Source organism: Parabacteroides sp. AT13, assembly GCF_002272965.1.
Taxonomy (GTDB): Bacteria; Bacteroidota; Bacteroidia; order Bacteroidales; family Tannerellaceae; genus Parabacteroides; species Parabacteroides distasonis.
The window spans coordinates 2,301,938-2,323,680 of record NZ_NQMH01000001.1 but is presented as its reverse complement, the minus strand read 5'-3'; the positions used below and the strand labels follow the sequence as shown (position 1 = coordinate 2,323,680).

At 44.4% G+C, this 21,743-nt stretch carries 21 protein-coding genes and 1 pseudogene; 11 read left to right on the top strand and 11 right to left on the bottom strand.

Going from position 1 to position 21,743, the window contains the following annotated elements:
- Positions 1-3: 3 nt before the first annotated feature.
- The 5 genes and pseudogenes from CI959_RS09610 to CI959_RS21785 form a co-directional block, all read right to left on the bottom strand.
- Complete coding sequence (locus CI959_RS09610) at positions 4-1,215, bottom strand: imelysin family protein (RefSeq protein ID WP_008780678.1); 1,212 nt, start codon at positions 1,213-1,215, stop codon at positions 4-6.
- Between the two features lie 30 nt (positions 1,216-1,245).
- Entirely contained in the window at positions 1,246-2,559 is a 1,314-nt protein-coding gene (locus CI959_RS09605) for a porin (RefSeq protein WP_005861166.1), read from the bottom strand.
- Between the two features lie 517 nt (positions 2,560-3,076).
- Entirely contained in the window at positions 3,077-3,982 is a 906-nt protein-coding gene (locus tag CI959_RS09600; RefSeq protein ID WP_057316867.1) for a hypothetical protein, read from the bottom strand.
- A 15-nt stretch (positions 3,983-3,997) separates the two neighbouring features.
- Entirely contained in the window at positions 3,998-4,267 is a 270-nt protein-coding gene (locus CI959_RS09595) for a hypothetical protein (protein ID WP_005861164.1), read from the bottom strand.
- 626 nt (positions 4,268-4,893) lie between these two features.
- Positions 4,894-5,128, bottom strand: a pseudogene (locus CI959_RS21785) (HTH domain-containing protein); the annotation flags it as partial.
- Positions 5,129-5,581: 453 nt separating this feature from the next.
- On the opposite strand from CI959_RS21785, the gene CI959_RS09575 reads away from it, so the two are divergent.
- The 5 genes from CI959_RS09575 (at position 5,582) to CI959_RS09555 (ending at position 10,545) form a co-directional block, all read left to right on the top strand.
- Positions 5,582-5,992: a phosphoribosylaminoimidazolesuccinocarboxamide synthase gene (locus CI959_RS09575; RefSeq protein WP_011966909.1), complete on the top strand. Its 411-nt coding sequence runs from the start codon at positions 5,582-5,584 to the stop codon at positions 5,990-5,992.
- 37 nt (positions 5,993-6,029) lie between these two features.
- Positions 6,030-7,577, top strand: a complete 1,548-nt coding sequence (locus tag CI959_RS09570; protein WP_009018363.1) for an arylsulfatase — start codon at positions 6,030-6,032, stop codon at positions 7,575-7,577.
- Positions 7,577-9,139, top strand: a complete 1,563-nt coding sequence (locus tag CI959_RS09565) for an arylsulfatase (protein WP_008780674.1) — start codon at positions 7,577-7,579, stop codon at positions 9,137-9,139. Before CI959_RS09570 ends, CI959_RS09565 begins: the two co-directional genes overlap by 1 nt.
- A 103-nt stretch (positions 9,140-9,242) precedes the next feature.
- The gene (locus tag CI959_RS09560) at positions 9,243-9,902 is read left to right on the top strand and encodes a LysE family translocator (RefSeq protein ID WP_005861153.1); all 660 of its coding nucleotides are present in this window, start codon (positions 9,243-9,245) and stop codon (positions 9,900-9,902) included.
- 1 nt (position 9,903) lies between these two features.
- The gene (locus tag CI959_RS09555) at positions 9,904-10,545 is read left to right on the top strand and encodes a carbohydrate-binding family 9-like protein (protein ID WP_005861151.1); all 642 of its coding nucleotides are present in this window, start codon (positions 9,904-9,906) and stop codon (positions 10,543-10,545) included.
- Between the two features lie 55 nt (positions 10,546-10,600).
- Here CI959_RS09555 and CI959_RS09550 read toward each other — a convergent pair whose 3' ends face one another.
- Complete coding sequence (locus tag CI959_RS09550; protein WP_008780672.1) at positions 10,601-11,008, bottom strand: DUF6249 domain-containing protein; 408 nt, start codon at positions 11,006-11,008, stop codon at positions 10,601-10,603.
- Between the two features lie 149 nt (positions 11,009-11,157).
- Between CI959_RS09550 and CI959_RS09545 the strand changes: the two genes are divergently transcribed.
- Both CI959_RS09545 and CI959_RS09540 read left to right on the top strand, forming a co-directional pair.
- Positions 11,158-11,715 (top strand): RNA polymerase sigma factor, encoded by a 558-nt coding sequence (locus tag CI959_RS09545; protein ID WP_008780671.1) that lies wholly within the window; start codon positions 11,158-11,160, stop codon positions 11,713-11,715.
- On the top strand, positions 11,708-12,064 hold the full coding sequence (locus CI959_RS09540) for a hypothetical protein (protein WP_005861145.1): 357 nt from the start codon (positions 11,708-11,710) through the stop codon (positions 12,062-12,064). The genes CI959_RS09545 and CI959_RS09540 overlap by 8 nt, the downstream gene beginning before the upstream one ends.
- Here the strand turns inward: CI959_RS09540 and CI959_RS09535 are convergent.
- The 3 genes from CI959_RS09535 to CI959_RS09525 form a co-directional block, all read right to left on the bottom strand.
- The gene (locus CI959_RS09535; protein ID WP_034527666.1) at positions 12,009-14,153 is read right to left on the bottom strand and encodes a sensor histidine kinase KdpD; all 2,145 of its coding nucleotides are present in this window, start codon (positions 14,151-14,153) and stop codon (positions 12,009-12,011) included. The genes CI959_RS09540 and CI959_RS09535 overlap by 56 nt on opposite strands.
- Entirely contained in the window at positions 14,150-15,442 is a 1,293-nt protein-coding gene (locus CI959_RS09530) for a HAMP domain-containing sensor histidine kinase (RefSeq protein ID WP_211738489.1), read from the bottom strand. Before CI959_RS09530 ends, CI959_RS09535 begins: the two co-directional genes overlap by 4 nt.
- Before the next feature lie 76 nt (positions 15,443-15,518).
- Positions 15,519-15,959, bottom strand: a complete 441-nt coding sequence (locus CI959_RS09525; RefSeq protein WP_227742499.1) for a hypothetical protein — start codon at positions 15,957-15,959, stop codon at positions 15,519-15,521.
- 130 nt (positions 15,960-16,089) lie between these two features.
- Here CI959_RS09525 and rpsA point away from each other — a divergent pair, with 130 nt between their 5' ends.
- Positions 16,090-17,880 carry a 30S ribosomal protein S1 gene (gene rpsA / locus CI959_RS09520; protein WP_005861137.1) on the top strand — a complete coding sequence of 597 codons (1,791 nt, stop codon included), beginning with the start codon at positions 16,090-16,092 and terminating at the stop codon, positions 17,878-17,880.
- Between the two features lie 82 nt (positions 17,881-17,962).
- Here rpsA and CI959_RS09515 read toward each other — a convergent pair whose 3' ends face one another.
- Positions 17,963-18,205: a hypothetical protein gene (locus CI959_RS09515; RefSeq protein ID WP_005861135.1), complete on the bottom strand. Its 243-nt coding sequence runs from the start codon at positions 18,203-18,205 to the stop codon at positions 17,963-17,965.
- Positions 18,206-18,383: 178 nt separating this feature from the next.
- On the opposite strand from CI959_RS09515, the gene CI959_RS09510 reads away from it, so the two are divergent.
- From CI959_RS09510 to CI959_RS09500, 3 genes are all read left to right on the top strand, one after another.
- Entirely contained in the window at positions 18,384-19,031 is a 648-nt protein-coding gene (locus CI959_RS09510) for an HAD family hydrolase (RefSeq protein WP_011966915.1), read from the top strand.
- A gap of 345 nt (positions 19,032-19,376) precedes the next feature.
- On the top strand, positions 19,377-20,297 hold the full coding sequence (locus CI959_RS09505) for a helix-turn-helix domain-containing protein (protein ID WP_057316869.1): 921 nt from the start codon (positions 19,377-19,379) through the stop codon (positions 20,295-20,297).
- On the top strand, positions 20,294-20,569 hold the full coding sequence (locus CI959_RS09500; RefSeq protein ID WP_005861129.1) for an HU family DNA-binding protein: 276 nt from the start codon (positions 20,294-20,296) through the stop codon (positions 20,567-20,569). The genes CI959_RS09505 and CI959_RS09500 overlap by 4 nt, the downstream gene beginning before the upstream one ends.
- A 79-nt stretch (positions 20,570-20,648) precedes the next feature.
- Here CI959_RS09500 and CI959_RS09495 read toward each other — a convergent pair whose 3' ends face one another.
- Positions 20,649-21,743, bottom strand: a complete 1,095-nt coding sequence (locus tag CI959_RS09495) for a sugar phosphate isomerase/epimerase (RefSeq protein ID WP_005861126.1) — start codon at positions 21,741-21,743, stop codon at positions 20,649-20,651.

Sequence of the window (21,743 nt, the reverse complement as noted above, 5' to 3'; positions counted from 1 at the left end):
CGATTAGTTCGTGAACTTAGACTTAACAACGCCCAAACCTGTCGTTAAATCAGCGCAAGCTTCTGTAGCCGTATTGATATGCTCCGTATCCCCTAGATTGTTACGGAAAGGATAGCCGATCGCATTGATAGCGTCGATTGTCTTATCAATTTGAACTACCATCAAACTATCCAACGTAGGATTAATCATTTTAGTCAACGCATGCAAGCTACTCTCGGAAGCGGATTCCTCATCCAAATCACGACCGCCGAAATAAGCGTTCTTGATACTTACGATATTGTTCTTATAGTCGTCCAAGGAATTCCAGCTATACCAAGACTCTACAGCCAAGACACCGGGGTTATTCGGGTCAGTAGCGTCTTTATTACTTCCATTCCATGCGGTCACCGGGTCAGTTATCTTAGCGGAACCTACTTCATTGGAGATTCCGGCCATACCATTATTTCCATTCAGCATAAGCTCAATCGCCTGATAAACATTACCAATGGAATAGGCAGAACCGTCATGTTTCTTCATAGCCTCCGCATAAGAAGAAGGAACATCCGAAGTTCCTAAGCCTTTCAACCAACCATTGTATAAGTCTTGAGTATCAGATAACATACGTTCGGACACTAACTTCAAATACTCCAATTCATTCTTTGCGAACGGGCTTGTTTCCAGATCACGAGGCTCGCCGTCTAAGAATAACATCTTTTCCGCCGTATGGAATCCACGTAAATTTTGAGGACCATCTTCCGCGTCTTCGTCTACAGCTCCTGAAATCTTGCTGAATTCTCCTGTAGCTATAATCTCCTCTATACCGTTCTTATCCAAAGGCCAGCTATCCAAACTCGGGTCGAGCTGTGCCAAATCCGCCACACCGAACAAGAATGCCTCACTTTGTTCCCAAGGTACACGAACCGCACGCCAAGCGTCGCAGGCATCCGCTAAATCATTCTTAGAACCAGACGCGATGAACTTGTCTACCGCATTTTTATAGGCAGTCATCTTTGTCAACATATCCTTATAGGTAGGCAAAGCTACCTCATCAACGAAAGTAGCGACAACCGCACTCATCTGATCTTCTGTTGGTTTTGCACCCGAATCCGCAGGAAGATTCTTAAAGTCATAAGTTACAACATCGGGGTCCTTGCCCGGATCATCGTTGTCTCCACAAGAAGTGAAGCTCAAAGCCACACCCATCAACATCATGGGTAATAAAAGTACTTTTTTCATATTCTTACATATATATTTGTTAATAGTCTATTATCTTGATAAGAACCAGCCGATATAAGCGATACCGACAGAAACCATATTCTGGCTATTATAATCACCCTTACCTACAATACGGTGCGCATAATCCGCCTTTACGACCAGATTAGGCAATGCGTAATAGTTAAGGCCAGCCGTAATCACGCTCTTTTGAAGACGTCTATCCGCCAGTTTATTACTGCCTTTTTCTACGGATTGCATCGGATTATAATATTCGTAGCGAACGAAAGGATAAATTCTAGGGGCTTTCCGACTAAAGAAGGAACCTACATTATAGCCAACCTCAGCCGCATAACTGACAGCGGTCTCCGCCACGGTTGAATTAGGATATCCGGAAGCTGAAGATGAGTTATTGTTTACCTTCGTCAGAGCGTTGCTGTTGCCCAGATGGCCGTAAACGATATTACCTCTGGCGATCAAATTATTGTTCGGACTTTTATATTGAGCGTCCGCCGTCACGATGGTAAGCGGATATTTCTCACCTTGGTTACGCAGCGGTTTGCTACTATTCTTAGAGGGTTGGTTATAATAAAAAGAAGCGCCCACACGTAAGCCTTTAAATTTCTTCACTCCATTATAGTTGACACGAGCCACAAAGGCAGGATGCGTAAATTGAGTTTCCTCGAAAGCGCCTTGCGTACCTTTGCCAACCCAGTTCTCCATACGGAAACCTTGTGGGTCCAAACCGGAAACGACTTGTAACTCGTAATCGAAATTTCCTAAATCACCAAATAGAGCCACACCCGTCTCATGCCAAGTAGAAGGTAATATGGTAGTCTCTCCTTCCGGACGATATACACCAAAAAAGTTCAAGGGTTCATGATGTGCGTTGGTCAAGCCTACCGGTACGATCATATGTCCAAAACGGAAGTTTAAATGCTTGTTCATCAGATAAGAGATATGGAACTGCTCCAAGGCGACCTCGCCACCTTTCTCGATCTCGGTCTCATATTCTCCATTCTCCTCGTACCACTCCACTTCCCGTGCGGCGCCTGTTCCTCCATACTCAAACTCAATCTCGGAACTCAGTACCCATTTGGGAGAGAACTTATAATCAAAAGCTAAAATAAAACGAGGGATAGAGACAGTAGCCCGATTCATATGTGATGTACCTTGAGGTGTCACCCAATTCCAGTCATAATCCATATAACTGGCAGCCATCTCACCATATCCTCCAAAACGGAATTTAGAAAAACCGTCGGCATACATCTCCGATGCCTTTACGGTAGAGCTCATATTACTCTCTTGAGCATGTAGAGCGGTAAAGGAAAGTAATCCAATCGCTAATAAATTTGTTAACGTTCTCATTGCGTTTTATAATTTTTGGCAAAATTACAGGGGCTGAGAATTTGCTACAATCGCCCGAAGTAGGTAAAATGAGACCCTAATTACCTACTCATAGGTATCCCGGAAGAATATTTTCAAGACGTCATACCGAATAGGCCCCATTATTGACCCGCAAGACAACTTGATAGTTAATTTTGGAAAATACGGTTTTGTATTATTTCAGAGGTAAGCGTTAGTTATTACAAGCGAGAAGATCATTAGTTCTAAAAATCGATCTCCATGAAAAGATATATAACAATTAATAGGTATGAGCTCTCCTTTTTTACATATATATAGGTATTGCGCACCCTTATAGGCCGACGTATCTTTGCAATGTCAAAAAGAATGTAACACTATTAGTATATCGCAAACCAAAGCCTTCTGCTAATTTTATGTAAGCATATAAGATGATTAACACCGTAGTGTCGGGAAGTTTTTATTGGTTATTTCCGGCATCACATAAAAAGGGCCTCCCTGTGAAGAGAGGCTCTTTTTGTGTTCAGCTATCCGGTTCATTGATGATGTATTGATAGAGATCCGAGTCTCCGGCCTTATTCATGATCTTATGCTTTTCCAGCTGAAATTTTAACTGGTCTAAACCGAGAGGGCCGAATCCCGGGATCTTCAACAAAGAATCGAGCCCTTTCTTCCTAGCGTAGCGCAATAGGTCCTCCATAGTTTCCTGCTCCAATTTTTGGAGGCATTTACGGATGTAGGGAGACAGGGTTAGGCTTGTGACCGGTAGGGAGATCCGTCTGGCCGCATCCGTGGGGATGTCGAACGACGATTTCGGAGCATCGAGACTCAAGCCACTTTTGAGGACTGCTTTATAGAGCGTTCTCAGCTCATATTCCATGTTTCGCTTCTCAAGCCGCAGGCGCTCTATCTCTAGGTCTTGACAGCTGATCGTTTTCTTATATTCGGCTAAGAATCCGGTGTTTTCCTGCAAGCGGAGTACTATGTTCTTATATCGGTAGCACATCCTATCGTAAGATATATCGCAGCGTTTGGCTACGTCCAGTATTTTTGCCCCAGAGGTTATTTCCGTGAATATATACCGATCTTGCTTATCATCTATAAATGTGGATAGTTCGGCGATGATTTGTTTAAGTAGGGGAGAGATGTTCTTTAAGGATTGTAGGCAGAAAAGGTAATCGTCGTACTGGGCGATAATCTCGTCGGCTTCCTCCTCCTTGTCTTGAATGACCAGTTGCAAGTATAGTTTTTGAATCCCTAGATGTTCGATATGGGCAATGAAATCACGTAGGTTCTCAGGATCTACCATACGTGTACCGGTTCTCGTATGGAAAGAGGTTATCTTTCGGGATTTTACCCAATCTTCAATCTCCTCGTACGGGAAACCGGTAATACGGGCGGCTTCTTCTATGGATATGAGTTCTGGCATAAGCATAAGATTGTATTACGAATAAAGTTGTTTTTGTTTAGTTAAAATGCGGAATTTGGAACCGACCAATAACGGTAAGTAGATCAGGTATTCTTTTCGCATCTCAATTAAGAAATAAGAGCCATCATGGGACACTCCCGTAATGTCACTATATCTCCGCACGATACCATGTATCTGGAATTCCCTCTCATTACAATAAAACCCTAACTCTGGAAAATACTTGCTGAAACAAGCGGAGTAGTAAATAAAGAGATTCTGGATCTCATCAATATTACAAGCGTCCATAAGCCATTCACTTTACATGATTAATTATTAGATTTACAAGATCCAGACATGTTTTAGAAAAGATGTCCTTCGTAAAGACGAGCGCTATATGGCTTTTGTTAAGTAGTGGTCCTTTCTTATAAAATAAAGGAAGGGCGAGGACTGAACATTTATGTAGACGAAGGTTCGGCTAAGACCCAACTCCCAATAAAGTCAGCCACACGCCCCCTTTATCTGTATACAAAATATATCCATACTATATTAGCATAGATAACACGTATATCCAGTAAAGGGTTGCGGGGCCTTCTTCGTGCATAGGGAGATTTAAGAAAATTAGCCGATTTTCGTCCTACAGCACAAATATCACACGCAACACGAGGCTCTTAATTAAAAAGCCTTTTCTTGTCGCAAATATACGTATTAATAATATTTCAACCTAAGATAATCCATATGTTTTTTAGTTTATCATTGTTTGATACCAATTATTCGCTTTGACTTATCCAGTCATGCAAATGTATAATATTTTATTTGATTTTCAAACTCCAATACCTCACTTCCAAAGCAAGCTAACTTACTTTTTTCGCCCAATTTTGTCTCCAGTTGTAGAGACGCAGCGTGCTGCGTCTCATCCCCTCAAAATGGTAACTTAAAATAATACGCCAATAACCACCAAAGTCTGCGCCTTCACGAGACAATATACCCATAGAACGCAATTTTGCGATTTGTTTTTCTACAGCACGGGAACTTATACCTAATTTTATAAGCCATAGCTTCGGCTGACATAGAAAGGTCGGAAATGACAAGGTCGATGATCTTCTGTGCTGTTCTACCTATATTTTTAGGCTTATCCGCAGTGTCTCCGAACTCACTCTCCGAACTTTTCTTCATTTACAAGAATGTTTGCTGGCATCCACTTGGGTAGGAAGTGAATCCCATGTCATGTGCATACCCTTCAATATCAATATTACCCACTCTTGTATAGGCAGTGCGTGTTCCGTCTTGGTAATAATAATATACAATAAGGTATACAAATGGCACAAATATATAAATTGTTTAATATCAACACCTTAAAAAACACGATTGTGATTTTTGAAAAACACGTACGTGTTTCTGTAAAAAGTCGTACATGTTTTTCGGGAAACACGTACGACTTTTTACAGCATCATTCGATAAGGAGCAAGAGCGTACATGAAAATATACGATAAGCCCCCCTTTTAACCAGAGCCAAAAAGCATTTCTTCCTAAGCTCCATCTCATAGATATTTTGGTGTAGTTACCCTGATTCTGAAATAATTTGGTTATTTTTGTATATAATTAATGTCCATAGAACATGCCATGAATAAGAAATTGCAGATACACAACAGCACGGCTGAATTCTTTATTTTCCAAATAGAAAATAAAGAAGAAGGTATAGAAGTCTTATATCAAGACGAAAGCCTTTGGCTGACGCAGGATGCTATTGCCGTATTGTTCGATAAAAGCCGTTCCACTATCACGGAACATCTACAAAATATATTTCAAAGCCAAGAATTACAAGAAGACTCAGTCTGTCGGAAATTCCGACGAACTGCTTCCGATGGCAAAAGCTACGCAACTAAATATTACAAGTTTGCCATTCGCGGCTATGTCGTTGATAAGAAAAGATTTGAGAAATACCGTATCATTCAAGACCGTCTATTCCAATCCGATTTTGATAAATACCAGACAGATAACCTTCTTGATTTTGATAACGAAATAGAGTCATAATACAAACTCTTTATAGAACATCTAAATAATAAACAACATGAAATCAACACTTATCGTAGGGATCGGTGCCTCGCTTCTTACAGCCGGTATCGCAAAAGCCCAACAGAGACAAGACATTACACCTAGAACGCCAAACGTATTGTTCATCTATGCGGATGACTTGGGATATGGAGACTTGGAATGCTACGACGGCACGCAAGTGAAAACCCCGAATATCAACCGGCTCGCCAAGAACGGTATCCGCTTCACCAACGCTCACGCAACCGCCTCTACCAGTACGCCCTCCCGATATTCCATGCTAACCGGAGAGTACGCATGGCGCCGCCCGGGAACGGACATCGCCGCAGGAAACGCCGGAATGATCATACGACCGGAGCGTTATACGATAGCCGATATGTTCAAGAACGCGGGATACGCCACGGCCGCTATCGGCAAATGGCATCTTGGCCTAGGAGACAAAGCGGGCGAGCAAGACTGGAACGCCCCACTCCCCACCGCCCTTGGCGATCTGGGATTTGATTATTCCTATATCATGGCGGCGACGGCAGACCGCGTCCCCTGCGTATTCATCGAGAACGGGCAGGTGGCGAACTACGATCCGGATGCCCCGATCTATGTCAGTTACCAGAAGAACTTTCCCGGAGAGCCGACCGGAAAAGATAATCCGGAATTATTATACAACCAGAAGCCTAGTTTCGGGCACGACCAATCCATCGTAAACGGAATCAGCCGTATCGGTTACATGAAAGGTGGCGGCAAGGCGCTTTGGAAAGACGAGAATATCGCCGATTCTATCGTGACACACGCCATCGATTTTATCAAAGAGAATAAAGAGAAGCCTTTCTTCATGTATTTCGCCACGAACGACGTGCATGTACCCCGCTTCCCGCACGACCGTTTCCGGGGAAAGAACCCGATGGGCGTGAGGGGCGACGCTATCGAGCAATTCGACTGGAGCGTAGGCCAATTGATGAAAACATTGGATGAGATGGGATTGACGGAAAACACCTTGATCATCTTGTCAAGCGACAACGGACCTGTCGTAGACGATGGTTACGCGGACCGGGCCGTGGAGCTATTAGGCGATCATAAACCCGCCGGACCGCTTAGAGGTAATAAATACAGTGCCTTCGAAGGGGGAACCCGTATCCCGGCTATCGTACATTGGCCAAAGGAGATCAAGCAAGCCGCCGTATCAGATGCGCTAGTGAGCCAGATCGACTGGTTCGCCTCCCTTGCCTCACTGACGAATTCCCGTCTTCCGGAAGGAAGCGCGCCGGATAGCTATGATTATCTGGATACTTGGATCGGGAAAAGCAAGGAAGACCGCCCGTGGGTAATCGAGCAAGCGCTTAATAAGGCACTCTCCGTCCGTACGAAAGATTGGAAATATATCGAGCCGAGCGTAGGTTCCGCTATCATGGAATATGAGAAGATTGAGACCGGATATTCCCCCGAGCCTCAGTTATACGACATGACGAAGGTCTACGAGGAAGGAAACAAGGCCTTGCAACATCCGGAGATCGTTTTCCAATTGCAGGGAATTTTAAAAGGAGTTCGGGATCACACAATCAAGGCTAAATAATGGAAAGGAGAAACTTCATTAAGTCATCCCTCGGAATCGGGCTGGGCGCGACACTTCCGGGGATGACGCATAGCAAAAGCGGGAAAGAGGCAGAGACCGCCGTCTCTCCCGCCATGCCCGTAAAGAGCGGTAAGCCGCATATCATCCTGATCATGACCGATCAACAACGTGGCGACGCCCTCGGCTGCATGGGAAACAAGGCGGTGATCTCACCGAATATCGACCGGCTGGCGCAAGAAGGCTCGTTGTTCGTGAGCGGATATTCCTCCGCTCCAAGTAGCACTCCGGGACGGGCCGGTTTATTGACCGGGATGTCTCCTTGGCATCATGGTATGCTGGGATACGGACGCATGGCCTTGAAGTATCGTTACGAGATGCCTCAGATGATGCGGAATCTGGGGTATTATACCTTCGGGATCGGTAAGATGCATTGGTTTCCGCAGAAAGCACTTCACGGATTCCACGCGACCTTGATCGACGAGAGTGGCCGGGTGGAAAGTCCCGATTTCATCAGCGATTACCGGGAATGGTTTCAATTGCAGGCACCCGGCAAAGACCCGGATCTTACGGGTATCGGCTGGAACGACCATGCCGCCGGTGTCTATAAGTTAGACGAACGGCTTCATCCTACGGCTTGGACCGGACAGACCGCTTGCGAGTTGATCCGGAACTACGACAACGACAAGCCCTTATTCCTTAAGGTATCATTCGCCCGCCCGCATAGTCCTTATGATCCGCCTCTACGTTATCTGGATATGTATAAGGACACGGATATCCCGAAACCCCATATAGGAGATTGGTGCGGACAATACGCCGAGCCAAAAGATCCTCTCCAAGGAGCATCGGATGCCCCATTCGGTAATTTCGGGGATGCGTATGCCATAAACTCCCGTCGCCATTATTACGCCAATATCACCTTTATCGACGATCAAGTAGGGCAAATCATCCAGACCCTAAAAGACAAAGGTATGTACGACAATGCCCTGATTTGTTTCACGGCGGATCATGGCGATATGTTGGGCGATCATTATCATTGGCGGAAAACCTATCCATACGAGGGTTCGGCCCATATTCCTTATATCGTAAAATGGCCCGCCGGTATATCCAAATCCATACCGGACGGAAGCAGCATAGAACAACCTGTAGAACTGAGAGACTTCTTGCCTACCTTTATCGATATCGCCGGCGGGTCGGTTCCTCCCGATATGGACGGGCGGTCTTTACTCAAGCTGATCCAAGGCCAGCAGGAACAATGGCGCCCCTATATAGACATGGAGCATGCCACTTGCTATAGCGACGATAATTACTGGGCAGCCCTTACCGATGGAAAGATTAAGTATATCTGGAATTTCCACAACGGAAGCGAGCAGTTGTTCGATTTACGGGAAGACCCGGGAGAGACACATAACCTTAGTGAGGACGCAGCCTATCAGAATAAGTTGTCCGAATTACGCAAGATGATGGTAGAGCATCTGTCCGAGCGAGGAGATTCATTCGTGAAAGACGGTAAATTGATGACTCTCGATACGACCCTATTGTACAGTCCCAATTTCCCGAAATAAGGGACGAGCGAGCCTCGTCCCTACAGTATCTTACGTTTTTTACCTTTTTTTTATCGCGGAATGGATGTATCTTTGCCCGAGAAACTAGAAGAGACTCAACTTAATGCTAGGAATCGTTAGTAAAGGAATCATTATAGGTGTATTGGTTTCGGCCCCCATGGGCCCCATCGGTATGCTCTGTATACAAAGAACACTAAATAAAGGACGTTGGCACGGGTTCGTCACCGGATTAGGGGCCGCTCTATCCGACGTGATTTATGCGGCACTGACTTGTCTGGGCATGGGAGTTGTGGTCAACTTCGTGGAGGCGAACCAAGCGCCCCTGCAATTGATCGGAAGTATCGTTCTCGGCATTTTCGGGTATTATATCTTCCAAAGCAACCCGACTAGGAACCTAAAGAAACACCGAGAAAAAAAATTATCGTTCACCCAAGACTTTATTACAGCTTTTCTACTTACCTTTAGCAACGTGTTAATCGTCTTGCTCTATATAGGATTATTCGCCCGGTTTGGTTTCGTGCTGCCTGAACATTCGTTTTGGCTGCTGGTATTGGGCATTGTTTGCATAGGGTTAGGGGCCGTTCTTTGGTGGTTCGGCATAACATATATTATTGGAAAACTGAGAAAATGGTTCAACGTTAGAGGTATTTGGTTACTGAACCGGATCGTGGGCTCTGTCATTATCGTATTGTCTATTATCGGTGCCCTATCGGTTTTATTGACCTCCTACTTACAATGGCCTTTACTTCAAATCTATAGTTAAAATGAAAAGACTGAAAGTTCCTGTTATCCCCGTTCTGGATGTACTCGATATAACATCCATAGAACCGATTCTTGAGGTGCAATCCCAACGTGAGTTCCTCACCCATGCCAATTGGCATGAGTATCCATATAAGCCGATCACCGCTTTTAATATAGCCCGGACAGAGAAAAATCTATATATACGATATAGCGTGCAGGGTAATTCGCTAAAGGCGTCTTATGAGATGGACAATTCCTCGGTCCATAAGGATAGTTGCGTGGAATTCTTCATGAAAAAGGAAGGTGACTCGCATTATATGAATTTCGAGTTTAATTGTATCGGGACTTGCGATGCCGCCCGCCGTACCTCACGGGATATCAAGACGTCGCTTTCGCAAGAAGAGTATAAAAGCATCATAAGACTCCCATCCGTGAGAAGAAGGGCATTCGAGGAGATTAAAGGTATTCATACATGGAACTTGATCGTAGTCATACCACTCAAGTTGATGGGGTTAGATCCTAGTAATCTGCCGGAGAAAATACTAGGGAACTTCTATAAATGCGCCGATGAAACAATGAATCCGCATTTCGTTAGTTGGAGTCCGATCGACCTTCCCGAGCCTAATTTCCATTGTCCTGAATTCTTCGGGGAGATCTACCTGTAGTATAGACGTAGCGTGCTGCATGCAGCACGCTACGTCTATACAGGCAAGCCTATGGCTATTTATTATTCTTACCTAGTTTCAGCTCAATGACGAACGCTATTATCAAGCCGATTCCCCCGAACAAAAGAACCGAAGCCCCATAAGCCGTACCCGCTACCTCATGCCTGTACCAACCATCATCATAATAAGAATTTGTCGCCATACACATATTAATAATAAAGCCTACCAACAAACCTAATCCGATTCCCGCCAAAAGGCACCCGGCCTTTAAGCTACTGAACGAGAAGTTTCGCATGTAGTTAGGCAGTCCCAATTTACCATCGAAAGCAGAGGCATCCAGTTTATCACCGATCTTCTCGATAATCGCCAAACGTTCCCTCTTGCGAACAAACAACTCAAATAATCCGTAAATACCTGCACAAACGATTCCGACAACTAGCGGAACAGAAATAAAATCCATCATAACTGTATAATTTTAATTGATTCATTCATATTGTTTGCTAATTTGACGCAACAGTTTCCCATAGGTTACACCTCCGGGCTGAAAAATATTTTTTATTTTTGTTACCGCAAGTTGTAACCTATTTACCCGGCTTGCGTCCATTAAGTACAATGGAATTGTATACCGATACATATTACATACAAAGGATACAAGCGGGGGACGTGGCATGTTTCGCTTGCCTTTTGGACAAGTATAGCCGTCCGATTAACTCGTTGATCCTCAAAGTGGTACGAAGCCAAGAGGAGGCTGAGGAGTTGGCGCAAGATACGTTTATGAAGGTATTCAAAAACCTCGCCTCATTCAAAGGGGATTGCAGTTTCTCCACATGGATTTACCGGATCGCTTACAACACGGCGATCTCGTCGGTCCGGAAGAAGAGATATGAGTTTCTAGCGATTGAGGAGACTACACTTGAAAACGTATCGGAGGAGGAAATTACGAACCTGTTCGGACAAACCGAATCCACGGAACAGGTTCAAAGATTGGAAGTCGCCCTTGAACAACTTCTACCGGACGAACGGGCCTTGATCTTGCTCTTTTATTGGAAAGAAAAAACAATAGAAGAACTGGTCTCTATCACCGGCTTGACCGCCTCGAATATTAAAGTCAAGCTACATCGCATCCGAAAAAAATTGTTTGTATTATTAAATGGAATGGATCATGAGTAAGATAAACACAAATAAGGAACAACCCGATTTATTGGGGGATTTATTCAAACGCATACCGGAGGAGGAGCTTCCCGCCTCGTTCCGTTCGAACGTAATGCGACAAATCATGCTTGAGTCCGCAAAGGCGAAGAAACGTGACGAACGGTTCAGCCTGTTAGCGGCGATCGTGGCCTCGCTTATCATGATTTCCCTCGCGATCGTATCTTTCGTATATATGGAGATACCCAAGATAGCCATCCCCACGATAAGCACATCGGCCTTGGCTTTCTATTTATACATAGGGGCCATCACGCTCATACTTCTATTGGCGGATTATAAATTGAGGAATCTATTTCACAAGAAAGGATAAGCACGAAGCGAGCCCCGTCTGTATACGAAGAGTCGATAAACAAGGCGCCGTCCAGCCGCTCGGCGATCAGGAGACAGATAGAGAGCCCCAAACCCACGCCGGGCTTGTAATCGTCCAGCTTCTCAAAGCGGTTGAATATGGTAGCCTGTTTTTCAAGGGGGATTCCGGCGCCCGTATCCGTAACGGCTATACATACCTTCTTCCGGTCCGGCTCAAGTTGAAACGATAGATTAATCTCGCCTTTCTCCGTAAATTTAGCGGCGTTTGTCAACAGGTTTGTCAACAGTTGTTGCAGGCGCAGATTATCTACATGTACCACGATTGGTTCCCCGGCGGGAGAAAAAGTCAATTTAACCCCATCCGGTATCCGATGGCGTACACTCTCCAAAGCCATTTGGCAACATACTAAAAGCAGATGATCCTTGATGTCAAAATGAAGGTCTCCGGTCTCCATCCGGGATAAGTCCAATACGTCGTTTACCAGATTCAACATCAGATCCGTGTTGTTCCGGATGATAGACGAATATTCCTTCCGCTCCTCCTCATCGGTAGAAGGTTCCACCAATAAACCGGAGAACCCCACGATAGCATTTAACGGAGTCCGGACCTCGTGGCTCATATTCGCAAGGAAAGCGCTTTTCATCAAGCTAGCCTCTTCCGCACGGGTCTTTTCCTTTATCAACTGTCTTTGAGATTCCAAAAGCAACTCTTTCTCCCGCTGCAACTGGTTCTTCAAGGATCGTAGATGACGGTAGTACAAAAACAGGACATAGAGAAGGATCAACAGCACGACCGATATGGATAGGATAAAGATCAGCAGATCCTGTTTCCGGGCGATGCGTTGCCCGGCCTCCTTCAATTCCGTTTCTTTCAACTCCTTTTCATGCAGCTCATGCAAGGTACGCAATTGGTTTACCTGCCGGAGAAAAGAAGTTCCCCGCCTTTTCGTCAGCGTACTATAAAGTTCGTCATATAGAGCCATGACCTCCCCAAGTTGTCCCTGTTCCTTCAAGATATCCGCCTTGAACTGGATATCCTCGGGCAGCCGCTCGGTCTCCAGCACTTCATTTATACAATGAAGCGCCAGCGGAATGTCTCCTGCCGCCTTATGATAACGGGCCTTAACCGTCAGGTAGGTATTGATCGCATAATCTCCCTCAACCCAATTACTATCCGCATAAGAAGAGGCTTGATCCAACGAACGCTTGGCATTCTCCAAGTCTCCTTGCGAAAGATAAAAACTCGTGTAAAAAGAATAAAGTAACCAATATTCTCTTTTAATAGACAAAAGATCGTTTTTCTCTTGGTAGATCTTATACTGCTCATCGAGCAAAGCCTTATATTGCCCTAAGATCCGTTCCGTCGACGCATATTGCTTCGTCCGTACGCTACTCTCCAATTGATAAGAAGTTAACCGGACCTTAGTATCCATGATATCCGGCACATCCTTTATATCCTTCAATAAATCAAGGCTTTCCTGAAAAGAGACAACAGCGTCGCTATCCCTCCGGATTCGTTGGTAAATCAATCCTAATGTCTCCGAGCAACGGAGCAAGCCATATCTATGATCCAAGTTGCTCGCCAACCGATACAGATCCATAGCTTCGCTCATCGCCAGCTCATAATTCCCAAGCCAAAGGAGATCTTGGCTGGAAAGGCTCTTCACGTCAAACAACACATTCGGGTATTCATGCCGGGCCTTGGCTATGGAGTCTACGAGAGAACAATAATATTCCAAACTATCACGTACAGACTGATCGTAATAATATTCGGCTAAGTTCTTCAATCCCAAGTATGCGACAGATATAGAATCCACCGCCATCGCATTTTCATAAAGACGTTCATTATAAACCTTCATCTCGGATTGCTGCTGGTACAGGAATGCCAACCGCCGCAATAAGGGCAAGGTAGACGCTATTGTCGGGCAGTCCGGCAATAACCTCTCCAAGCTGTCGATCTCCGTTAAACGATCCTTGGCGGGAGGAGGTGTGGAAGATCTCATCGAACCGCAAGATACGCCTAGGAAGATCACGATGACCATCCCCATACGTATGGATATCCAGTTATTGAGTCGATTCTTCAGTCTCATATGGGGGTCTCAATTAAATTCGTTGGATGTATAAAGACAAACCGGGCTCCATCCTTATAAGAGATGTCCACCGATAAAGAGCCATTAAGCTGCTCCGAGATGATCTGGCAAACAGATAGTCCTAGGCCGGTACCTTGAATAAAGTCGTCCAGTTTCTCAAAACGCTCGAATATCTTTTCGCACTTATCCTCCGGGATCCCGCAGCCCGTATCCGTAACGGAGAAACGGACCTCCTCCTTGCCCTCATCCACGGTAAACGAGAGATTGATCTCTCCCTCGGAGGTGAATTTAGCGGCATTCGACAACAAGTTAGTCAGCAACTGCTGTAAACGCAAGGCATCCGTATTCAAGGTATAAGATTCAATCGAGGGAGTAAACGTCAATCGGACCCCGGGCTTCACCCGATGGCGAATCGAATCCAACGCCCTCTGGCAACAGGCGACCAGATCGTTTGGCTTCACGCTGAACTTGATCTTGCCGGATTCCAAACGGGATAAATCCAGGACATCGTTCACCAGATTCAATAGCAACTCGGAACTATGGTTCACCTCCCCGGCAAACCGGATCTTCTCCTCCTCGCTATACTCGCTACTCGCCAATAATTCCGAGAACCCGACAATGGCGTTCAACGGCGTACGCACCTCATGGCTGATATTGGCGATAAAGGCGCTTTTTTTCTTGTTCGCCGCCTCCGCCTCTTTCGTCACGACCCGCAGTTGCTTCTCCGAAGCGGTCAAGGAGTCTTTCTCCTGAAGCAACTCATTTCTCAACCGCTTAGTATGCATATAAATACGCCACAACATATAGAGTAGGCCCATCAAGACCAATAGAAGACCGATAGATACGACAATCTGCTTCTGCTTCAAAGCTTCTTGCTCCGATTTCAGCTTCAACTCCCGATCTTGCTTTTCCAGGTCATTCAAGTCATTCAATACACGGAGTTGCTCGATTTGCCGGTCGAAGGCATCCGTGTTGATCGTCTCCGTCTTATTGATGATCTCCTCATAGATAGTGACCGCCTCTTGCAATTGGCCGGATGATTGCAATATCGCTTTCTTCATCTCCAACTTATCCAGATCACGATTGATCTTTAAAGCCAGATTGACGGCGGACAACGCATGCCTATAATCTTTCTCCTTCCAATAATAAAATGATTTTGTCCGCAGATATTGAGCCTCCACCCTATCCCCAAAAGAACTATCCAAATAAGCGGTCGCCTGATCCAAATACGCCTGTGCCTTTCCCGAATTCCCTTTCATGGTATACAGCTCGCAATAATAGCAACTCATCAAGCAACGATGACGTTTTACCGGAAAAATCTTTCCCTCCCCATTATACTTCCTTTCCAAGGAATCCAATAAATGATCATACTGTTTCAAGAGCGCCCCCGACTCGGACAAACGTCCTAATAGCAGGGTAATAACGACTCAAGCCAGCCATCGCATCGTATACGATCCCGATGGAATCCAAAGGCATCGCGATATCGATTATCTCTTTCAACGCTAGTACCTCCTCCGGCAATTGCCAGTACAAGCCGATTAATTCTTTAAGAAGGGGTATCTTATCCTGAGGTTTTTGGATACGTGATAAAGATTGGCGTATGCTATCCGCACGAAATTTACTCACGGCATTCTGCGCACTTGTGCCCACCGCAAACAAAATCCACACTATTCCTATAAAAGTATTGACGCTGGACTTTCTTAAAAATCCTCTACTCATTGATTTATCGCTTACAATTCGCAAACTTACAAAATAAATATCAATAAAAATCAACAGTTTTCCGTAATTACAGCCAACACGACCCAAATGAATGTTTTTACCCCTCAAAACTCTTGTCAATCAGAAAAAAAGCATTACCTTTGCCCCGATTTTTGAGAGATGACAACATAAAGTCTAACTTACTAATTAAAACAAACTTAGTATTAACAATTAAAGAATGGAAAATTTAAAAAACATCCAGCCAGTTGAAGATTTCAACTGGGACGCTTTCGAGCAAGGCGAGACTTACACCGAAGTAAGCAAGGACGATCTTGTAAAAACGTATGACGAGACCCTGAACACGGTAAAAGACAAAGAAGTGGTTATGGGTACCGTTACTTCTATGAACAAACGTGAGGTTGTTGTAAACATCGGTTTCAAATCTGACGGTGTTGTTCCTATGTCCGAGTTCCGTTATAACCCGGATTTAAAGATTGGTGACGAGGTAGAGGTTTACATCGAGAGCCAAGAAGACAAAAAAGGACAATTGATCCTTTCACACAAGAAAGCACGCGCTACACGTTCTTGGGATCGTGTTAACGAGGCTCTTGAAAAAGACGAAATTATCAAAGGTTACATCAAATGTCGTACGAAGGGCGGTATGATCGTTGACGTATTCGGTATCGAAGCGTTCTTGCCGGGTTCTCAGATCGATGTGAAGCCGATCCGCGACTACGATGTATTTGTAGGTAAGACTATGGAATTCAAGATTGTTAAGATCAATCAAGAATTCAAGAATGTTGTTGTATCTCACAAGGCTCTTATCGAGGCTGAGTTGGAACAACAGAAGAAAGATATCATCTCCAAATTGGAGAAAGGACAGGTATTGGAAGGAACTGTCAAGAACATCACTTCTTACGGTGTATTCATCGACTTGGGTGGCGTAGACGGTTTGATCCACATCACAGACCTTTCTTGGGGACGTGTTTCTCATCCGGAAGAAATCGTTCAGCTTGATCAGAAGATCAATGTTGTTATCTTGGACTTCGACGACGAGAAGAAACGTATCGCTCTTGGCTTGAAGCAATTGACTCCGCACCCATGGGATGCTTTGGATACGAACTTGAAGGTTGGTGACAAGGTTAAGGGTAAAGTTGTCGTTATGGCTGACTACGGTGCGTTCATCGAGATCGCTCCGGGCGTAGAAGGTTTGATCCACGTTTCAGAGATGTCTTGGACACAGCACTTGCGTTCCGCTCAAGACTTCATGAAGGTTGGCGACGAGATCGAAGCCGTAATCTTGACTTTGGACCGTGACGAGCGTAAGATGTCTCTTGGTATCAAGCAATTGAAGGCTGATCCTTGGGAAAACATCGAGGAGCGCTTCCCGGTAGGTTCTCGTCATGCGGCTAAGGTTCGTAACTTCACTAACTTCGGTGTATTCGTAGAAATCGAGGAAGGTGTTGACGGCTTGATCCACATCTCTGACTTGTCTTGGACGAAGAAGATCAAACATCCGTCTGAATTCACTCAGATCGGCGCTGAGATCGAGGTTCAAGTATTGGAAATCGATAAGGAAAACCGTCGCTTAAGCTTAGGCCACAAGCAATTGGAAGAGAATCCTTGGGATGTATTCGAGACAATCTTCACGGTTGGTTCTATCCACGAAGGTACAATCATCGAAGTATTGGATAAGGGTGCCGTTATCTCTTTGCCTTACGGCGTAGAAGGTTTCGCTACTCCGAAGCATCTTGTAAAAGAAGATGGTTCTCAAGCTCAAGTAGATGAGAAACTTTCATTCAAGGTAATCGAGTTCAACAAGGAAGCTAAACGTATCATCCTTTCTCACAGCCGCATCTTTGAAGATGAGCAAAAAGGCGCTAAGGCAACTTCTGAAAAGAAGGCATCCTCAAAACGTGGCGGTAAAAAAGAAGAGGAATCTGGAATGGTAACCGGTCCGGTTGAAAAGACTACATTAGGTGACATCGAGGAATTGGCAGCTTTGAAAGAAAAACTTTCTGGTAAGTAATTGATCCTTCTTTGAGATATAATAAAAGGAGATATCTGATTCAGGTATCTCCTTTTTCTATGTTATTCCTACTGCGGCTTATTTAAGAAAAGCATTCTTCCGTGACACGTGTCTCACATGGCTCGGAAATACCCAACAAATCATTGATCTCCTTTCTTTTCTCTAAATCCGTAAAATAAGCCTCTACAACTTTATAAATATCAAAACCTCCCGTAGAACCGGCTGCCAAGTTTAGTGACTCGACTAATTTGCCTGTAGCTTTATGAATCTCTGCTTGTTTCAGCAAATGAAATTCATTCCCGTGAATTAATTGATTCTTTCCCATGATGTTCCAATTTTAGGTTATACAATATATTACAAAGGATTTCTATTCCTGTCCTAAAGATACAAATATCTTATATATGACCTAATACTTTTATCTATTTTTAAATCGGTTCATCTATTTTATCAGTCGAAAGGTAAAGTATGTCTCTACATTCCATTAATTTTGCCAGAAAACTAAAATGAAAAAGTTAGTAATATTCGATCTTGACGGAACATTATTAAATACGATCGCCGATTTAGCCCATAGCACGAACCATGCGTTGCGGCAAAACGGTTTTCCGACGCACGACGTAAAGGAGTATAACTTCTTCGTAGGAAACGGCATCAACAAATTATTCGAACGCGCGTTACCCGAAGGTGAAAAGACGGCAGAGAATATACTAAAGGTAAGGGAAGAGTTCTTGAAGCATTACGATCTGCATAACACGGATCGCAGCGTTCCATACCCCGGTGTCCCTGAGTTATTAGCCTTGTTGCAGGAAAGAGGGATAAAACTGGCGGTCGCTTCTAATAAATATCAAGCCGCTACCCGTAAGCTCATCGCCCATTTCTTTCCTTCCATACAATTTACGGAGGTTCTCGGACAGCGTGAAGGAGTAAAGGCGAAGCCAGATCCCAGTATTGTCAATGAGATCGTAGAACGAGCGAGCATATCCAAAGAGAGCACTCTTTATGTCGGTGATTCGGACGTAGACATGCAAACCGCCATCAACAGCGAAGTGACCTCCTGTGGGGTAACATGGGGCTTTCGCCCTCGTACGGAATTAGAGAAATACGCACCCGATCATATAGCGGAAAAGGCAGAAGATATACTCAAGTTTATCTAAAAGACGATCTAAGCCTGTCGTGCGAGGCAATCCTTCCCGTTCTTGTCTCGCACGCTTGTCCTTAACCTTAATTACTAATATTTCCTAACACATATTCCATCCAGCTCGCACAGCCCTTAGAATACAAGTTATCCCTAACATCACCTCAACCGTATTTGCAAAAAAGTATTAGACCTACAAACAAAAACATCCAATAGCGGTTATTTTTCAAGGTATCATTTAAGCCAAACTTTAAAAAACGCCAAAACGAGACCTATATTTCTGTAATATTATACCAAACAACCACTAGATAAATATAGTAAAAGACGAAGTTATAATTTTACATAAGAAACATAGACAAAAAGAATGTCGGGAAATATTAAAAAAATAGTTGAGCCGAATAGTGGTATTGATTATTCTTTGGAGAAGGACTTCAATATCTTTACACTTTCCAAAGAACTTCCTATTACCACTTACCCTTCTTATATAAGATTAGGGATTGTCATCTATTGTGTAAAAGGAAACGCTAAAATTGATATCTATTCCAACAAGCACATTATAACCCCCAAAGAGCTCATCATCATCTTGCCGGGGCAATTGGTCGCATTAACGGACGTTAGCGTAGATTTCCAAATCAGATATTTCACGATCACGGAATCCTTTTATTCTGATATATTAAGCGGTATCAGTCGTTTCTCGCCACATTTCTTTTTCTATATGAGGCAACATTACTATTTCAAGATGGAAGACGTGGAAACTCTTTCCTTTGTAGACTTCTTTGAATTACTTATAAGAAAAGCCGTCGATCCGGAAAACCAGTATCGAAGAGAGTCGGTTATACTCTTACTTCGCATATTATTCCTTGATATATATAACCATTATAAAGTCAATTCTTTAGACAGTACGGCAACGATAGATGTACACAAGAAAGAACTGACCCACAAATTCTTTCAATTGGTCATGAGTAATTACAAAGTGAACAGAAGCGTGACGTTCTACGCGAACTCTCTATGCATCACCCCTAAATACTTGACCATGGTTGTTAAGGAGGTAAGCGGCAAATCCGCCAAAGATTGGATTACGGAATATATGATCCTAGAATTAAAAGGATTACTCACCAACTCCACCTTGAATATCCAAGAGATTGTTGAGAAGACGCAGTTCTCGAACCAATCCTCGTTGGGACGCTTCTTTCGGAGGCACACGGGCTTATCGCCTTTGCAATACAGGAAAAAATATTTAACAACAGAGCAAAGAACAAACTTCTCAAAAAATAATACGATATGAATAAAAGTCAGCTAATCGAGGAATTATCGAAAAGAGTCGGTAATGACAAAGAAGAAATCCGGTACATATTGGAAGAACTGAATAACATCATCTTAGAGAAAACGAGAGCCGGAGAAAAGGTATGTATACAGGGTTTCGGTGTTTATACTCCCCGCTTACAGACAAGCAGGTTGGCTAGAAACCCGAAAAGCGGAGAGACTTTAATGTTGATCCCTAGAACCATTGTCCATTTTAAGTGCGCACCAAATTTGCTGAAAGAGATCAATAAATAAAAAATAAAGGGTCGGCTCCACCGGGAACCGACCTTTTCGTCATCCCATTAATGACATACCAAAGACAACATTCTATAATCTACATCAATATCTGTCGAGCATATTTCACGCAAGTGCCTACCTCTTTCACGGAGTCAGACCAAGGCTTGATATCATATTCCAGTTCTATATCGCAATAGATAGGCCATTTCTCTTGTTTGATCAACAAGAGCACGTCTTCCAACGGCATCTCCCCTTGTCCCCATACTTGATTCGTATTCGGCTGGTCCCCTGTCGTAGGCCCCGTCTTATCTTTCAAGTGGATACTATAGATCCGATCATGATATTTCTTGATCATCTCATTCGGATGGATACCTGTAGAGCCAAAGAAGTGGCCCGCATCAAAATTCAACATAATAGAAGGAGAGATCGCTAAGATCGGATCGCAACTAAAGCCTTCTTCGGCATATTGCATATGATTATGGAAAGCCATATACATCCCATGCTTCTCGGCAAATGGAGCGACTCTTTTCGCCGTCTCCAAATTAATCTCGTCCGTCACGGCTTTAGCGCCCATGGCCTTGGCCACCTTGAAGGCATAATCGACCTCTTCGTCCGATCCCATGCCGGAAGGTTGCATTTTCACGATATGCACAGATATCCCAGCGTCGCTCAACAACTTACGGGCACCTTCCACCTTCGATAGATCCAGCCCGAGACGCCACGCTTTCACCTCTTCCTTATATTTATCGATCTCAGCCTGCTGCTCCGGAGTAAACTTCGGGGGACCCATCCGACGAGGAGCCGCAGGTTTCTCACCCGGTTTCGCCGCAGGTTGAGAAGCTTGCCGACGGAAGAATTTCATCATCGGATTCTCCGGAGCTCCTAAATAAGCTTCCAGATCACCTCCCATCAACTCAATGGAACTGATATTCGCTTCTTGGCAATACTTGATGATATTCTCCAATCCACCCGGCATGGAACGCCAACTATAAGTGATCGTGCCGATTTGCACGCCACCGAACTTCGAGTTAACCTTGCCTGCCTCCGCCGCCGTATCAACCGGAGCGGGAGCCGCCACACTCTTCCCCGTACAAGAGAAAGCACTCGGAAGGAAAGACGCGGCCGCCAAAGCAGCGACCGATCTTCCTAGAAACTCACGTCTGGACTGACCATTGTTCACATCTTTATTCAT

What these genes read in the sequence shown, in the direction of transcription:
- CI959_RS09610 (WP_008780678.1), bottom strand. Translation starts at nt 1,215, where the DNA reads ATGAAAAAAGTACTTTTATTACCCATGATGTTGATGGGTGTGGCTTTG.
- CI959_RS09605 (WP_005861166.1), bottom strand. Translation starts at nt 2,559, where the DNA reads ATGAGAACGTTAACAAATTTATTAGCGATTGGATTACTTTCCTTTACC.
- CI959_RS09600 (WP_057316867.1), bottom strand. Translation starts at nt 3,982, where the DNA reads ATGCCAGAACTCATATCCATAGAAGAAGCCGCCCGTATTACCGGTTTC.
- CI959_RS09595 (WP_005861164.1), bottom strand. Translation starts at nt 4,267, where the DNA reads ATGGACGCTTGTAATATTGATGAGATCCAGAATCTCTTTATTTACTAC.
- CI959_RS09575 (WP_011966909.1), top strand. Translation starts at nt 5,582, where the DNA reads ATGAATAAGAAATTGCAGATACACAACAGCACGGCTGAATTCTTTATT.
- CI959_RS09570 (WP_009018363.1), top strand. Translation starts at nt 6,030, where the DNA reads ATGAAATCAACACTTATCGTAGGGATCGGTGCCTCGCTTCTTACAGCC.
- CI959_RS09565 (WP_008780674.1), top strand. Translation starts at nt 7,577, where the DNA reads ATGGAAAGGAGAAACTTCATTAAGTCATCCCTCGGAATCGGGCTGGGC.
- CI959_RS09560 (WP_005861153.1), top strand. Translation starts at nt 9,243, where the DNA reads ATGCTAGGAATCGTTAGTAAAGGAATCATTATAGGTGTATTGGTTTCG.
- CI959_RS09555 (WP_005861151.1), top strand. Translation starts at nt 9,904, where the DNA reads ATGAAAAGACTGAAAGTTCCTGTTATCCCCGTTCTGGATGTACTCGAT.
- CI959_RS09550 (WP_008780672.1), bottom strand. Translation starts at nt 11,008, where the DNA reads ATGATGGATTTTATTTCTGTTCCGCTAGTTGTCGGAATCGTTTGTGCA.
- CI959_RS09545 (WP_008780671.1), top strand. Translation starts at nt 11,158, where the DNA reads ATGGAATTGTATACCGATACATATTACATACAAAGGATACAAGCGGGG.
- CI959_RS09540 (WP_005861145.1), top strand. Translation starts at nt 11,708, where the DNA reads ATGAGTAAGATAAACACAAATAAGGAACAACCCGATTTATTGGGGGAT.
- CI959_RS09535 (WP_034527666.1), bottom strand. Translation starts at nt 14,153, where the DNA reads ATGAGACTGAAGAATCGACTCAATAACTGGATATCCATACGTATGGGG.
- CI959_RS09530 (WP_211738489.1), bottom strand. Translation starts at nt 15,442, where the DNA reads ATGAGTTGCTATTATTGCGAGCTGTATACCATGAAAGGGAATTCGGGA.
- rpsA (WP_005861137.1), top strand. Translation starts at nt 16,090, where the DNA reads ATGGAAAATTTAAAAAACATCCAGCCAGTTGAAGATTTCAACTGGGAC.
- CI959_RS09515 (WP_005861135.1), bottom strand. Translation starts at nt 18,205, where the DNA reads ATGGGAAAGAATCAATTAATTCACGGGAATGAATTTCATTTGCTGAAA.
- CI959_RS09510 (WP_011966915.1), top strand. Translation starts at nt 18,384, where the DNA reads ATGAAAAAGTTAGTAATATTCGATCTTGACGGAACATTATTAAATACG.
- CI959_RS09505 (WP_057316869.1), top strand. Translation starts at nt 19,377, where the DNA reads ATGTCGGGAAATATTAAAAAAATAGTTGAGCCGAATAGTGGTATTGAT.
- CI959_RS09500 (WP_005861129.1), top strand. Translation starts at nt 20,294, where the DNA reads ATGAATAAAAGTCAGCTAATCGAGGAATTATCGAAAAGAGTCGGTAAT.
- CI959_RS09495 (WP_005861126.1), bottom strand. Translation starts at nt 21,743, where the DNA reads ATGAATAAAGATGTGAACAATGGTCAGTCCAGACGTGAGTTTCTAGGA.